This is a genomic window from Quyinboa ferrireducens, assembly GCF_042436675.1.
In the GTDB taxonomy this organism is placed as follows: domain Bacteria; phylum Bacteroidota; class Bacteroidia; order Bacteroidales; family UBA5342; genus JBHJHP01.
This window is the reverse complement of the sequence record NZ_JBHMVA010000002.1, coordinates 428730-443088: the sequence shown is the minus strand read 5'-3', so window position 1 is coordinate 443088 and position 14359 is coordinate 428730. Positions and strand designations below refer to the sequence as shown.

Annotated in this window: 15 protein-coding genes; 5 read left to right on the top strand and 10 right to left on the bottom strand. The window is 37.6% G+C overall.

Annotated features, from left to right (window positions below; genetic code table 11):
- The first annotated feature begins 11 nt into the window (after positions 1–11).
- Positions 12–1001, top strand: coding sequence for a bifunctional heptose 7-phosphate kinase/heptose 1-phosphate adenyltransferase (locus ACE01N_RS05335; protein ID WP_380585559.1), 990 nt, complete (start codon positions 12–14; stop codon positions 999–1001).
- A 31-nt stretch (positions 1002–1032) separates the two neighbouring features.
- Here the strand turns inward: ACE01N_RS05335 and ACE01N_RS05330 are convergent, their stop codons facing one another.
- The 8 genes from ACE01N_RS05330 to ACE01N_RS05295 all read right to left on the bottom strand — a co-directional run bounded on the left by ACE01N_RS05330 (position 1033) and on the right by ACE01N_RS05295 (position 9424).
- Complete coding sequence (locus ACE01N_RS05330) at positions 1033–1635, bottom strand: IMPACT family protein (protein WP_380585557.1); 603 nt, start codon at positions 1633–1635, stop codon at positions 1033–1035.
- Positions 1636–2067 (bottom strand): hypothetical protein, encoded by a 432-nt coding sequence (locus ACE01N_RS05325; protein ID WP_380585555.1) that lies wholly within the window; start codon positions 2065–2067, stop codon positions 1636–1638.
- Entirely contained in the window at positions 2060–3349 is a 1290-nt protein-coding gene (locus tag ACE01N_RS05320; RefSeq protein WP_380585553.1) for a tetratricopeptide repeat protein, read from the bottom strand. The genes ACE01N_RS05325 and ACE01N_RS05320 overlap by 8 nt, the downstream gene beginning before the upstream one ends.
- A gap of 203 nt (positions 3350–3552) precedes the next feature.
- A complete protein-coding gene (locus ACE01N_RS05315; protein WP_380585551.1) occupies positions 3553–4848 on the bottom strand; it encodes an LVIVD repeat-containing protein in 1296 nt (431 codons plus the stop codon).
- A gap of 150 nt (positions 4849–4998) precedes the next feature.
- Entirely contained in the window at positions 4999–5739 is a 741-nt protein-coding gene (locus tag ACE01N_RS05310) for an NADPH-dependent oxidoreductase (RefSeq protein WP_380585549.1), read from the bottom strand.
- 16 nt (positions 5740–5755) lie between these two features.
- The gene (locus ACE01N_RS05305; protein WP_380585547.1) at positions 5756–6757 is read right to left on the bottom strand and encodes a GNAT family N-acetyltransferase; all 1002 of its coding nucleotides are present in this window, start codon (positions 6755–6757) and stop codon (positions 5756–5758) included.
- Positions 6750–7808 carry a hypothetical protein gene (locus ACE01N_RS05300; RefSeq protein WP_380585546.1) on the bottom strand — a complete coding sequence of 353 codons (1059 nt, stop codon included), beginning with the start codon at positions 7806–7808 and terminating at the stop codon, positions 6750–6752. Before ACE01N_RS05300 ends, ACE01N_RS05305 begins: the two co-directional genes overlap by 8 nt.
- Positions 7808–9424, bottom strand: a complete 1617-nt coding sequence (locus tag ACE01N_RS05295) for a DUF3078 domain-containing protein (protein ID WP_380585545.1) — start codon at positions 9422–9424, stop codon at positions 7808–7810. The genes ACE01N_RS05300 and ACE01N_RS05295 overlap by 1 nt, the downstream gene beginning before the upstream one ends.
- Positions 9425–9573: 149 nt before the next feature.
- On the opposite strand from ACE01N_RS05295, the gene ACE01N_RS05290 reads away from it, so the two are divergent.
- The gene (locus tag ACE01N_RS05290) at positions 9574–10359 is read left to right on the top strand and encodes a Rossmann-like and DUF2520 domain-containing protein (protein ID WP_380585543.1); all 786 of its coding nucleotides are present in this window, start codon (positions 9574–9576) and stop codon (positions 10357–10359) included.
- Positions 10359–10886 (top strand): KdsC family phosphatase, encoded by a 528-nt coding sequence (locus ACE01N_RS05285; RefSeq protein WP_380585541.1) that lies wholly within the window; start codon positions 10359–10361, stop codon positions 10884–10886. Before ACE01N_RS05290 ends, ACE01N_RS05285 begins: the two co-directional genes overlap by 1 nt.
- 4 nt (positions 10887–10890) lie before the next feature.
- On the opposite strand, the gene ACE01N_RS05280 is transcribed toward ACE01N_RS05285, so the two are convergent.
- A complete protein-coding gene (locus tag ACE01N_RS05280) occupies positions 10891–11304 on the bottom strand; it encodes a gamma-glutamylcyclotransferase family protein (protein WP_380585539.1) in 414 nt (137 codons plus the stop codon).
- Between the two features lie 138 nt (positions 11305–11442).
- Between ACE01N_RS05280 and ACE01N_RS05275 the strand changes: the two genes are divergently transcribed.
- Together ACE01N_RS05275 and ACE01N_RS05270 are read left to right on the top strand one after the other, a co-directional pair.
- On the top strand, positions 11443–11811 hold the full coding sequence (locus tag ACE01N_RS05275; protein WP_380585537.1) for an iron chaperone: 369 nt from the start codon (positions 11443–11445) through the stop codon (positions 11809–11811).
- Positions 11812–11856: 45 nt separating this feature from the next.
- Positions 11857–12315 (top strand): PEGA domain-containing protein, encoded by a 459-nt coding sequence (locus ACE01N_RS05270; RefSeq protein ID WP_380585535.1) that lies wholly within the window; start codon positions 11857–11859, stop codon positions 12313–12315.
- A gap of 3 nt (positions 12316–12318) precedes the next feature.
- Here ACE01N_RS05270 and acs read toward each other — a convergent pair whose 3' ends face one another.
- Positions 12319–14232 carry an acetate--CoA ligase gene (acs, locus tag ACE01N_RS05265; protein WP_380585533.1) on the bottom strand — a complete coding sequence of 638 codons (1914 nt, stop codon included), beginning with the start codon at positions 14230–14232 and terminating at the stop codon, positions 12319–12321.
- Positions 14233–14359 lie beyond the last annotated feature (127 nt).

The window sequence follows — 14359 nt, the reverse complement described above, 5'->3', positions numbered from 1 at the left end:
CGTTTATAAGTATGTTCATTTCAAATTATACTGAATCTTTCAAAACAAAACATATTCTTATTATTGGCGATGTAATGGTGGATTCCTACTTATGGGGAAGCGTCAAACGCATTTCACCTGAAGCACCCGTTCCAATATTAAGTCGTTCCAGGAGGGAACACCGACTGGGTGGTGCTGCCAATGTAGCTAGAAATATTAAACATCTCGGAGCCACTCCATTGATCTGTAGTGTAATTGGAGACGATACAAACGGTTCAGAATTCAGAACATTGTTAGCCGAAAAGAACCAGATAACAGACCGTTATATCGTTAGCGACCCCTCCCGTCCCACTACCATAAAAACAAGAATTATCAGTGGTGGACAACAGTTGTTGCGCCTTGATGATGAAGTTACCGATCCACTATCTGATGCTATTGAAGACGAACTGGAAAAATCCATTGAACGATGCCTTAAAGAAAATAGTGTTGATGCAGTAATTATTGAAGATTATGATAAAGGTATTATTTCGGAACAATTGATTGAAAAAATAAACGAACTGTTTGTTCCCTTATCCGTTCCGGTCTTTGTTGATCCGAAACGGAAAAATTTCTTTTCATACAAAAATGTTACGCTCTTCAAACCTAATTTCAATGAATTCTGTGCCGGTATCAATAAAGACCTGGAAAAGGATGATATAACTGAAATTGAAAAACAGGCACATATCTATAAGGAAAAATTCAATATTAAAAACATGCTGATCACGCTCTCTGAACATGGTATGTTGCTCAGTGGAGAAGAAAACCTGCACATTCCTGCCCAGAAAAGGGACATCGCTGATGTATCAGGTGCCGGTGATACAGTGATCAGTGTTATTGCTTTGTGCTATGCTGCAGGAATGCCTATGGAAATGGCAGCAAAAGCGGCAAACATAGCCGGAGGACTGGTGTGTACAAAATCAGGTGTCGTCCCGGTTGATCTGGATGAATTGCTTAAAGAATGTGACCGGATTTATAATATTTGACACAACTCACTTTTGACGAAGGAGGACTGTTTCACAATTTTTCAATCTTTAAGCCATAAAGTTGCTGCATTCTGGAGATAACTTGTTCCTCTTCGCTTAATCGAATGGCAATATCAATAGTGCAGGTCAGTTCAAATACCTGGTTCTTTATTTCAGGATTTTCTTCTTTTAATAATCGCATAACATCGTTCATTAAAGGATATTCAAACATTAACCGGTAAGGAGCCGTAACGATACACTCTTCTATTTCAGCCTGAGTTAATGCATCCTGTGCTGATGACTTGTAGGCATTTATCAAACCACTAATTCCAAGCTTAATACCGCCGAAATAACGAATTACAACAACCAAAACATTAGTTAAATCAAACGACAGAAGCTGACCATAAATTGGTTTACCTGCTGTTCCCGATGGTTCACCGTCATCATTCTGACGATACTGTTCGCCTTGGGGACCTAACCTATAGGCATAACATACATGACGTGCATCATAAAATGTTTTCCTGTACTGTTCAATTAATTCCTTTATTTCATCCTCGGAATCAACAGGATGAGCGTGAGCAATAAATTTGCTACCTTTTTCTTTATACAATCCTTCGGAATGTGTTGCGATCGTTCTGAATGTATCTTTTATCATCTAAAACCGTATTTCTTTAAGTTGCTGTCTACCCATATCCAGCAAATACAGACGATCCGGCTTCAGTACAAAATTGTATTCCAGCAATTGCCGGCGAGTTGATTCATTATAAACCGATGGTGCCGACTGACCTGTCTTAACTTCAATCACACAAAATTTTCCATGCCTGGTTGCCGTAAAATCTGGAATGATCTTAATTACTTTTTGACTACCATCCTCAATCAGTTTATAATTATATTGTTTCTGATACCGAATATTTTTAAACCCTTTACGTGAAAGAACTTTCTGAGCCTTAGCTTCAAGCTTCTTCCCGAGTTTCATCCGCTTTTTCTGCCTCCGGTTCAACCGATACTGATTGAACACAAGCCTGAACAAATAAAACGAAAGTACTACGAGTAATATAATTATTCCGTATAGCCAGTATTCATTCATTCTCAATGCCTTCCTTAAAAAACAACTCCTCAGTTATTGCCGTTATACGACGTTCAGCTGCACCTTGATACGTTGCGTTATTCTCGGATACTTTCTTACCACTTCGATCCAGGAAATCAATAAACTGTTGATAATACAGCTTTGCCTGCTTTTTATTGTCCAAATCAAAGTCGTACATTGATCCAAGATAAAACAATGCAAGCACAGCCTGCGTTGAATCGGCTTCCAACGCTTTATCAAATTTCTGTTCTGCCAAATCATATAATTTCAACGCCCGGTTACTTATGCCCATTTGCAGATAAAGCTCTGCAATTACCTTATCATCTGGTGTCAGCAAATCCATAGCCTTTTGCAGATACGGTAAGGCCAAAACATTATCACCGGTATAACTCAATGCGCAACCCAGAAAAAAAGCCACATCGGGTGCATTCTCATTATCACTGAAATACCGCTTTAGCAGACCAATTGATTTATCATACTGCTCTGTTTTAAAATATGCTATTCCAAGATACTTTTTAATGTTATCATCAGAAGTATTCCTTTTATGAGCTTTTTCAAGAAAATACACCGAACTCTTAAAATCGCCACCTTTGTAAAACGTCATTCCATCAAAGTAATAGAAGAAATAATCATCAGGATATTTATCCATTCCTTTTTTACATATCTCCTGTACAAAAGCCAGATTTTCCAGATTATAGTTAATCTTAACCAGACCACGTTGCACTTTTAAATTTTCAGGATCAGCAGCATAGGCTTTTCGCAGTATCTCGTCTGCATTCCTTAAACGTTTCGAGGCCATATAAGCATCTGATAACCGCATCATATACTGCACATTTAAAGTATCCAGCCGGTGTGCAAACCTTAAAAGCTTAATTGCACTGTAATTCTTATCGAATGTAAGATACAAACTTGCAAGTGGTAAATATGTTCTTTTAATAGATGAATCTGACTGAATAACCATTTCATAATACTTCTGTGACTGATCCAGATAACCTGCATCATAGCATATATCTGCCAGTTGTAAGCCCAGCTTAGCATTAAAACCATTATCGGTAATATATTCTGTCAGTTTACCGGCTGCTTTCTGCGTTGCACCTGTCTTGTCAAGAGCATAGGCCAGGTAAGAAATTTCTGTTTGATTCAGATCCGGTTCCTGATCCAGAAGTTCAATAACACTTTTGTATTCGCCTTTTATCATATACAGGTTCAGCGAATCGCGTGACTGGGCAAAACCTGAGATAACAATAAAGGCTAAAAAACTACTAACTACGAGATATTTCATGTGGGGTTGTTTCAAATAATAACGTAGAAAAACTGATTCATGTATGTGAACAGTTAAATTACTATCCTTTCAAAAGTAGCCACAATTAATGAAGTTCAAAAGCATAAACTGTATAAAATAAAAAAGGCTACACCGCTGTGTAGCCTTTTTCTCTGTTTGTTGACCTACTGAGCTTAATAATCGCATTAAGCTATATTTTTATATTACTCGAATAATCTTTTTATAATTTTTAATCCGCCCTGTGTTCCTTTGGCCACAAAAATGTATTCATCCTGAACTGTAACATAGTTTGCAGATGCATCTTCAATATCTTCATCCCATACGTAAAGCGGTTCAACAATAACAGGATCCTCACCATAGGTTATCGTCGGCTTTTTACATACAACCAGTCCGTCAGCACCGTTTGCCAGGTAAATGTATTGATCATCCACACTAATGCCGTTGGTATTACCATGTTTCAGCAATTTAGGAGAAGACTGCAACACTACCATTTGTTCAAATATATCAACAGCCACAAATCCGCTGGCTCCCATTGATACATAACAATAGCGGGAATCATTTTCCATAAAACAGGTTGCTTTTCCTGAATACATGTCAGCCTCGTTATCTACATTATGGTATAATGCCCCCAAAGAAACTACTGTTTCATTCTCAGTATCATTGACACCAATTCTATACACATGAAGTTTTGCTTCTTTACCGCCTTCAAGAGATACGTGGAATTTTCCCATGGTATAACCGTTGGTAGCTGAAAATTTAGCATTCGAGAAATAATCTGTACCATCATCACGGTAGCCTTTCTTAAAATTAAGAGCAAATGTTCCACCACCGGAATTCCCTGCTGTTACCATTAACCAGTCACCAGCTTCCTTAATACCATTTACGGATGCCACATTTTTTAAGGTAATAATATCCAGCGTAAGTTCACTTCCTGAATCTGCTACTACATTACCTTTATTATCAAGTTCAACGGGTATGATAACTGCGCCCTTTTTAAATGAAGATCCACCTAACCACATAAGTTTACCTGCATGATAAACTTCACATACGTTGATATCAATATCATTAAACAAAATTTCATTCACAATTGATGGATTTTCTGAATCAGTCAGATCCAGTACTACTAATGCACCACCGTGCGCAGATCCGCTAAGGTTATAGGTAACATAAGCTTTCACTTCAGAGTTAACCTTAAACACCTTAACATAACTTGCACTTAACATTTCACCGTTAATAACCGGAGAATTCACTGTTGATTCCAGTAAAAAGTTTTCAATTGAAACTTTTACACTTTTCAACTGCACCTGTGTATCGTCATAATACTGTGTAAAAGGAACCTCAACTCCCTGATAATTAATACTTGAAGAAAATTCACCTTCTCCATTTACCACAATATCAGAATATTCACCAAAAGAGACAACCGGGTCCTCCTGCTTTTCACAGGATGCTACCAGCACACCTCCAAAAATTAATAACAGAAAGTAAATTAAGTTCTTCATCTCTAATGATTTTAACAATATTATAACATAATGTTATCACAAAGATAAACAAACTCTTTTAATTTACAAATTATTTACATTAAATTTTTACTTCGGAAACAATAATGGATAAAACTTTAAGTTAAGGATAATTTTTTCATCAGAAATGGTTTACATAAACCCTTGTTTCTTAAGCACATCGAGTAATAAACCAGAAAATAGCTCATTATCAGCTTTTTTATAACGCACGTCCGTGAATACCTGCGCGAGTGTTTCTTTTTTATTCTCATCCACAAATCTTTTGTTCTCAGAAAGCGATTCTTTGAACGCATAAAACCCGTGAATTTGTTCTTCAGTATAGTCATGATAAATTTCTTCATGCACAACTGCTTCCAATGGCAGACGATCAGTTTGTTCAGGATTTTCATCGGGCCATCCAATAGTAACTGTTGTTACAGGAACAACTCCTTTTGGCAAATTCAACACATCAATAATCTGCTGAGCGGTATAAGTTGTTGTTCCCAGGTAACAAATGCCCAACCCTTTGTCTTCTGCAGCCACGCAAATATTCTGAGCCACAAGTAATGCATCAATTGCCGCTGTCATAAACGACAGAAAATTATCATATCCCGGTTCAGCATTACTTATTTTGCACCATTTATTGAAGCGGTTAAAATCTGCGCAAAAAGTCAGGACTACCGGCGCATTTTTTACCATTGGCTGATTAAAGTGACAGGGAGACAGTTTCTCTTTTACCTCCTGGGATTTTGTTACAACAATGCTGTAAACCTGCATATTACCTGTTGTAGATGCCCTGCAACCAGCTTCTAAAATGGTATCGAGCAATTTTTCACTTATCTGTTTTTCGCTGTATTTCCTGATGGATCTGTGATTCAAAATAGTATTATTCATTTCTTATATGTTAGACTCAAAACTTTAAAATCTTAAATATTCGCCTCGCGAGCTTTAGAGCAACCGGATATTTTGTCCATTTCCAGCGGTAGTTAATCTCCTCTTCGCTACCAAACCGCGCTTTGAAGTCCCTAACTCCGTAAGGAACATCTGGTATTCCGCCTCCCATAAAATCAAACCTCTCAGCCTTCAATTCCCCGGCTTTCTGAATTCCACCCCACGTTGCCATAACACTCGGAAACAAATGTTTATACGTTTGATGTAATCCCCCAATATACCATTCATAATATGTTTTACCGGGGTTTCCGGCCAAAAGAATTCCACCAATCACCATTCTGTCGTATTTAATTGCCAGAGTCTGAATGCAATCATTATGTCTGCCAAGCCGATAAGCAGAAACAAAGAAACTTTTATCCGGTAATGGCTTTCTCACCTTATGCTTATACAATTCCCTGAGGATACCATAAAAGGTGTTTAATTCATAAATATCTGCAAAAGGTTCTACTGTTACACCTGCGTCCAGCCCCTTATTTATCTGTCGCTGCTTCGACTCACTCAGGTTTTGAAATGTATCGAAAGAACCAAAATCTATATATAGATTAATTCTTTCCTGAGGCACAAAATTGAATTCTGACAATGTTCTATCCAGATTTTCATCCTTTTTACAATTTCTGAATTCAGTATAAAATACTTTATCGCCATATGCAGATTTGAATTCAACCAGTAAATCCCGTAATACCTCTTCTCTCCCCGATTTTATGACAGGACTTTGCATTACCACTGCCCGCCTTCCAAACTGCCATAAAAAATATGATCTGATAATGACAACCAGCATCAATCCGTCAATTCTGTCATCGGTATAATGTACAAAATACACGGGATTGTATCCTTTGGTCAAAGAATATAAATTGAAGATCAGCGGGAAATGGAACACAGATTCCGGCGATTCGCTTTGCAAAAAAGACAGAATCTCTTTCTCTGCGTCATCAGGAATAATATTTTCGTATTGTTTAACCAATGCCTTTAAATTGTTTAAAGAATTCTTTTTTTAAAAGTACCTCTTTTAAATTTTCCAGATTTGAATTTTCAATAAGCCAGTAAATAAAGGCGCTTAAATTAATATAATCCCTTGAGAAATTTTTGTAATTATTCTGCTCATTTTTAGTCTTCAGCAGTTCATCAGCCTTTTTTATAACATTGCCAAGGGCTGATTCACCGCACCTGAAGTTATAAACAAGTTGATAATCCGTTTCCAATCTGTCTGTATAACTTCGTCCTACCGGATCACAATATATTGCAGGAACATTTAAACAGGCTGCTTCGCTTGCCATAGTTGCACTTTCACCAATAAATAAATCTACTGTTTGCAATGTCTCATGAATCCTTTCTACTGGCCCTTTATATCTATACTTTTCAAGCTCAGATGGCAAGGTCTGTTCGGATGAGATTATGATATCTGCATTATTTTTAAAATGTTCCACAAGTCTGATCTTTTGGTTTACGGACAAACCATTTCTGAAAAAATCGTGCGTGGCATTCCACGAAACAAACCTAAAGAACACAGTTGGTTTGTCTTTCGGTTTGGCTCGCTTTATAATATTTCCAGGCAGATACGAAAGTTCGTGTAAACCCGGATATTTAACATGTTTATTGCCAAGATGCAGTAGAAATGGTTCAGGCGTAAATATTAAGGTTGACCCCAGCCTGTAAAACATAACCTGCTCTCTGTTTTCCGTATCATCAAAAACAAAGTGTTTCTTACCGGTTATGCCGCATGCCAATGATGCATACGGAGATGCTCCACTTAAGATAATATCAGGTTTAAACTTCCTGATCACACGGAACAAATGCCACGAATTTATGAAAAGGCCTCTTAATTTCCCCGTCTTTGATGTATAGTGTTTTCCTGTTTCTACAGAATGAAGATTAAACGCAGCCAGCAATTCATCACACCGGTCTTTATTCCTGTATGAAAACAAAACATCGTGTCCCAGTGAAATAGCCTGCTGAGCAGGTTTCACAAACAGATGCACAAAAGAAGGATGTCCTATATCAAATAATATCCGCATTAAAATCTGTATGAAAAGCCCACACTCGTCAACTGCTTAATCTGTATCCTTTTGGAGTATATCTTGTTACCTGCACTATCATCTCCAATGTAAATTTTTTCTTCATCATCGTACTTTAAATTTACGTAGAATCTCAGAGAAAAAACATGGCTAAACTTATATTCATATTCACCTTCCCAGTCGACATCAATATTTTGCGGATTTTTGACATAATTAGAGAAGAGATAAAGGTTTGAATTCACATGCATTTCGCTGTTGATATTCCATTTTAGGTTGGCTTTTATGTAGGCACCTGCCTCAGTCTTTGAACGTTTTCCGGCTTCAACCCCGAATTTCTGTTCATTAATTTTTGCCGTATCACTAACCAGTGTATTTTTCATGGTAAGTGGCGATATCAAAACAGAAAGTAAATTCTTTTTATACTTATAATCCAAACCAATTGAAAGATATGTTTTAGCCGGAGAAAGGAAACCCGATATCGGATCAGACCTTTCAGAGCCATTGTAATCGTATCCGTAAAGCAGCTGGGTTTGAAAATCAAAATCGAGCGTATAATACCAGCTCTTAAATGCTTTGTAACCAAGTTTAGAGCTTAGTTTTAACCGGTCATCAGTTTTCCTGAACAGTTCATCCTTGTCGAACTGTTTAATGGATCCAAGTTTTAACTCAAATTCATTCTCCCATTTTACATTCTTTTTATTATAATCCGCTTCAAACCTGCCAATACCAAGGAGTGACACTGAACTCTCATCCCCTTTTGCCCAATATTTGGTAAACGTTTCATTGGCCTGTAAGGCCCCATATCCTTTAACGTTCCACGGATTCTTTATCTGGTCAAAACCAGTAATCTTTCTAACATAATCCCTTTCCTCACCTGAAAAGTTCTTATAGTCCAGTTCCACGTTACGGATAAAAGGCATGTACACCGTATCCGATATATTTGGTGGATCAGGCAGCTGATTCCAATGAAGATCTATGTCTGAAGGATTATCATAACTTATGAAAGTTCTCGTCTCGTTCCATATTTTATTTTCAACCTGTACTGTTGTATCAATCATCACGAAATCAAGCTTATATGGAAAGGTATCCACATCAAGCATCAACTGTTTTTTCTTCCACAGATCAGGATATTCAAGATTATGATAGGTAACATAATCCAGTCCGTAATAATTTAATATAAGACCCGGAATGACAGGTTTGTAGCGATATATATTAAAATGTATGTGTTCATCAAATTTTTTCCACGACTTATATATTAATTTCAGCTGTTCATCGTACGTAAGATTACTATGAATATAATTGAAATTATACATATCAGGATACTCCACGAAATGAGGCAAATCCGGAACAATATAACCATCTTTACCCGGAATATATGGTTTAGCATTTTGAATGACCCGTTGAGCTGCAGAATCCTCCATAAGGCTGTCTATCTGACTCAGAATAACCTTTACTGAATCACTTAACAGAAAGGTATCCGGTTTTAATACCAGTGATGTGTCCTGCTGCAAATTATAATACCGGTAATATTTAGTCATTTCATTACCATATCCGTTTAATGTAATAAACAGATTACAGATTATATAAAGTATCAGGTAGCGAATGTATCGATTCATACCTTAAACAAAGGCGTTTTGAATAAGCCGCAAGTTATAAAAATGTTTGTGCTTACACAATACGAAATATCAATATCTAAAGTCGTTCTTATATCCAAAGCTTACCACAGCATTAATCAATAAATCTTTTTAAATTTGCGGTTCTTAAAATGAAACGGGAAATTGTAAATATTGTTTTATTGGGAAGTGGAAATGTTGCCACTCACCTGGGTTTGCATCTGCAAAACATAGGTTATAATATTATTCAGGTTTACAGCAGAACAGAGAAAAATGCCATGATACTGGCGAACCGATTGAATACCGACTACACTTCTGATCCGGAACAACTTAATCAGCAGGCAGACTTGTATCTGATTGCAGCAAAGGATGATTCCATAGCCACAATTGCCTCATTTACCATCCTGAAAAATAAGTTCCTGGTTCATACTGCAGGGAGTGTAAGATCGGATATTTTTATACCATACACGGATAAGTATGGCGTACTATATCCTTTTCAGACATTCACAAAAACCAGAAAAGTTAATTTTAAAGTCGTACCGGTTCTGGTTGAGGCCAACACTCCGGATCTTGAAAATGAATTAATAACTCTGGCGGAAAAACTTTCAGAAAAAGTTTTAAAAGCAAGCTCTGATCAACGGGCTATGTTACATATATCGGCTGTATTTGCCTGTAATTTCACAAATCATATGTATGCCATAGCTGCAGACCTGCTTAAAAATAATGATCTTTCGTTCGATCTTCTGCAACCTCTGATTATGGAAACTGCAGAAAAAGTTATGTCAATCCGTCCTGCTGACGCTCAAACCGGTCCTGCCGTACGATTCGACCGGAATATTATGGACCAGCAAATGACAAAACTGAATGAAGTCCCGGTTTATCAGGAGATTTACAGAATTATGAGTGAAAGTATTCAGAACCTTCAAAATAAGAAGTAATGGCAAAAAAGAATTTTAAAGAACTTTTACCGGATATTAAAGCATTTGTTTTTGATGTGGATGGCGTATTATCCGGTGGTCAGATTGTATTGCATCCCAACGGGGAACCTATGCGGACAGTTAACATCAAGGACGGATATGCCATGCAACTGGCTGTAAAAAAAGGATACCCTATTGCTATTATAACTGGAGGAAATACGCGAAGTGTAAGGATGCGTTACAAAAGACTCGGAGTTAAAGATGTGTATATGAAATCGGCTGAAAAGATTCACGATCTGAATCACTTTCTGAAAAAACATCAGCTGGATGCCAAAGATGTGATGTACATGGGAGATGACATTCCTGATTATCCGGTGATGCAGGCTTGTGGCTTTCCGGTTTGTCCTTCCGATGCGGCGCCTGAAATAAAAGCAATCTCACTGTATATTTCAGATAAGAAAGGTGGCGAAGGCTGTGCCCGTGATATTATTGAGCAGGTAATGAAAGCTCAGAACAAATGGATGGATGAACATGCTTTTGGCTGGTAAAGAACTATTTACGTGATAAATATGTCTTATAGTTTCCGGAATGGATATATTCCAAATCCATAGGATCGTAGTTATATGCATAAACCCAACAACCATGTATAACTGTTCCGTTATTAAGTACAACCGGAAGTTTTAATCTATTATATTCCCAGGGTTCAGGGAATTCAGGAGAACATTCTTCATATTTGTCCAATTGATAAAATAATTGAATAGCCTCTTTCAGCAAATACACCTCACCATAAACTTTCTCATCCTGATTGTCTGTTGGCACGAAACCGGGATAACCATCAATTTCGTAAAGTCTGCCCGTCATGTAAGCTTCACCAAGGAGCGTACCGTATTTTAATACCAATGCATTCATTTCTTTATTGACACTGGCAATAAGTGTTCCATATATAAATAAAAATTCTTCTTTCAAGCCTCAGTTTTAAAAATCTTATATATCATTCCCACTCTAAAATAACAAAAAAGGCTGGCATAATGTTATAAGATTATTTAATTTACATTTCTGATTAAGTATTGATTAAGACCATTAACACACTGAATATACCAGGTTATGAAAACAGTTAATATTCCCCAAACCGTAAACGAGTACATTATAAATGCCCCTGAAGGCATTCAGGAAAAATTACAGCAACTCAGAGAAATCATTAAAGATGTAGCTCCCAACGCAACAGAAAAAATCAGTTATCAAATGCCTGCATTTGCACAAAATGGTATACTGGTTTACTTTGCAGTCAATAAAAATCATATTGGCTTCTATCCTACTGCATCTGGCATAAAATTTGCTGAGCCTGAACTAAAATCCTTTAAATATTCAAAAGGAGCGATACAGTTTCCTCTTGATCAGGATTTACCGGTTGATCTTATTCGTAATATTGTCCGATTCAGATTAGAGGAAAACACACATAAAATTAAAAAATGAAAGGGATAAACTAAATCAGTATCTTAACGATCTAAATGTAAAAGTATGAAAAAGAACACCCCACAATTCAGATTAGCTGCATTTTTACTTGCGGTCACAATTCTATTTTCAGGTTGCGTTAGTTCCACAGTCATCAGGACAATTCCTGAAGGCGCAAAACTGTACATGAATGACGAGATAGTTGGCACAACACCATACAAGCATTCGGACTCTAAAATTCTGATGTCTGAGACCCAGATCAGGATTGAGAAGGAAGGATACGAACCTTTTTATACTACTCTTACAAAAGACGAAGAGATTGATCCCGGGGCAATTGTGGGTGGTATTTTCTTTACGTTTCCTTTTATCTGGGCATTGGGATACAAACCCGTACATACATATGAGCTGATTCCTTTATGGCCTGAAGAAAATGTCATTGAAGATCTGGAACAAAAAGATATTCAACTTACTCAACCCAATGATTCTGTTCCGGTTCAGAACCCGGCTGTAAAGATTATAAAATAAATTTTACTTCTTTACATCCACGAGTGCACCTGAAATAATTTTATCCACTACCTCTTCATCCAGCAATGTGGTGGTGTCGCCCAGATTTGTGGCATCTCCTTCTGCTATTTTCCTTAGTATCCTGCGCATAATCTTACCACTGCGCGTTTTAGGAAGACCGGGCACAAGTTGCACCAAATCGGGGCGTGCGATAGGACCAATTATTTTTGAAACCCCTTGTTTTACACTTTTTCGTATTCCGTCCTCGCCTCCTGTAGAAAGTTCTCCGCAAACGATATATGCATAAATTCCCTGTCCTTTAATAGGATGAGGATAACCAACCACAGCTGATTCATTTACCAGAGGATGTTCATTAATGGCATTCTCAATTTCAGCAGTCCCTAGCCGATGCCCTGAAACGTTGATAACATCATCCACACGACCCAGAATTCTGTAATAACCGTCTTCATCGCGCTTTACACCATCACCTGTAAAATACAGATTCTTAAACGTACTGAAGTATGTCTCCCTGAACCTTGCGTGGTCACCCCAAATTGTTCTTGCCATACCCGGCCATGGATATTTAATACAAAGGTTACCCTCTACAGAATTACCTTCAAGTTCATTCCCTTCTCCATCAACAATCATGGGCTGAATTCCCGGTAAAGGCAGAGTTGCAAACGAAGGTTTGGTTGGCGTAATACCGGCAATTGGAGAAATCATCACACCACCGGTTTCAGTTTGCCACCAGGTATCCACAATGGGGCACTTATTTAATCCCACATGATCATGATACCAATGCCATGCCAGTTCATTAATCGGCTCCCCTACGGAACCCAAAACCTTCAAAGTACTCAGATCCTTGCTTTCCAAATATTCATTTCCTTTTGCCAGCAAGGAGCGAATAGCTGTAGGTGCTGTATAAAACTGATTGACCTTATGTTTTTTTACGATATCCCAGAACCTTCCTGCATCAGGCCATGTGGGAACACCTTCAAACATAAGTGTTTTGGCACCCGATAACAAAGGACCATAAACAATGTATGAATGTCCGGTGATCCAACCAATATCAGCTGTGCAGAAATAAACATCACCGCTGTTATATTGAAATACATTGGTAAAGGTATACGCAGAATAAACCATATAACCACCTGTAGTATGGACAATTCCCTTTGGTTTTCCTGTTGATCCTGACGTATATAAAATAAATAACGGATCTTCCGCATCCATTTCAACCGCTTCACATTCATCGGACTGCCCGTTAACGATATCGTGCCACCATATGTCACGGCCACCCTTCATAACAATGTCAGAACCGGTACGTTTGAGAACCACCACATTTTCAATGGAAGGGCATGTTTCCAGTGCTTCATCCGATATTTCTTTTAATGGCGTTATCTTATTCCCTCGGTAACCACCATCAGCAGTTAAAAGCAACTTAGCATCCGCATCATTAATTCGCTCCTGTAATGCATTGGCCGAAAAACCTGCAAATACAACAGAATGGATAGCTCCAATCCTTGCACAGGCAAGAAGGGCTATCGCAAGTTCAGGAACCATAGGCATATATATAGCAATCCTGTCTCCCTTTTCCACTCCTAGTTGCTGCAATGCATTGGCAAATTTGTTAACCTCAGCAAATAATTCATTATAGGTTAATGTCTTTGATGCTTCCGAAGGATCATTGGGTTCCCATATTATTGCGGGTTGATTTCCATACGTAAAAAGATTACGTTCAAAAATATTTTCCGTAATGTTAAGTTTACCATTAACAAACCAGTTTACATCAGGCTTTTCAAAATTCCAGTCTATAACTTTATCCCAACGTTTTCTCCAGTAAAAAGATTCTGCCTGTACTGCCCAGAATTCACCAGGATTTGCAATACTCTTTTGATACTCATGAATGTATCCTCCCAAACTGTGGATTTTATTAATCATTTTAAATCAGAATAAGGTTAAACATCGATTTACCAATTTGAACTAATTTAAAATAACAATCTGCAAAGTGATACAGTTCAAACTTTTATCATATCGTAATACTTCGAAAAAAAAGCCTGTGTAAAAA

Bases quoted from the DNA above. Each gene is read 5' to 3' on its own strand.
- ACE01N_RS05335 (WP_380585559.1), top strand. From the start codon at position 12: ATGTTCATTTCAAATTATACTGAATCTTTCAAAACAAAACATATTCTT.
- ACE01N_RS05330 (WP_380585557.1), bottom strand. From the start codon at position 1,635: ATGATAAAAGATACATTCAGAACGATCGCAACACATTCCGAAGGATTG.
- ACE01N_RS05325 (WP_380585555.1), bottom strand. From the start codon at position 2,067: ATGAATGAATACTGGCTATACGGAATAATTATATTACTCGTAGTACTT.
- ACE01N_RS05320 (WP_380585553.1), bottom strand. From the start codon at position 3,349: ATGAAATATCTCGTAGTTAGTAGTTTTTTAGCCTTTATTGTTATCTCA.
- ACE01N_RS05315 (WP_380585551.1), bottom strand. From the start codon at position 4,848: ATGAAGAACTTAATTTACTTTCTGTTATTAATTTTTGGAGGTGTGCTG.
- ACE01N_RS05310 (WP_380585549.1), bottom strand. From the start codon at position 5,739: ATGAATAATACTATTTTGAATCACAGATCCATCAGGAAATACAGCGAA.
- ACE01N_RS05300 (WP_380585546.1), bottom strand. From the start codon at position 7,808: ATGCGGATATTATTTGATATAGGACATCCTTCTTTTGTGCATCTGTTT.
- ACE01N_RS05295 (WP_380585545.1), bottom strand. From the start codon at position 9,424: ATGAATCGATACATTCGCTACCTGATACTTTATATAATCTGTAATCTG.
- ACE01N_RS05290 (WP_380585543.1), top strand. From the start codon at position 9,574: ATGAAACGGGAAATTGTAAATATTGTTTTATTGGGAAGTGGAAATGTT.
- ACE01N_RS05285 (WP_380585541.1), top strand. From the start codon at position 10,359: ATGGCAAAAAAGAATTTTAAAGAACTTTTACCGGATATTAAAGCATTT.
- ACE01N_RS05275 (WP_380585537.1), top strand. From the start codon at position 11,443: ATGAAAACAGTTAATATTCCCCAAACCGTAAACGAGTACATTATAAAT.
- ACE01N_RS05270 (WP_380585535.1), top strand. From the start codon at position 11,857: ATGAAAAAGAACACCCCACAATTCAGATTAGCTGCATTTTTACTTGCG.
- acs (WP_380585533.1), bottom strand. From the start codon at position 14,232: ATGATTAATAAAATCCACAGTTTGGGAGGATACATTCATGAGTATCAA.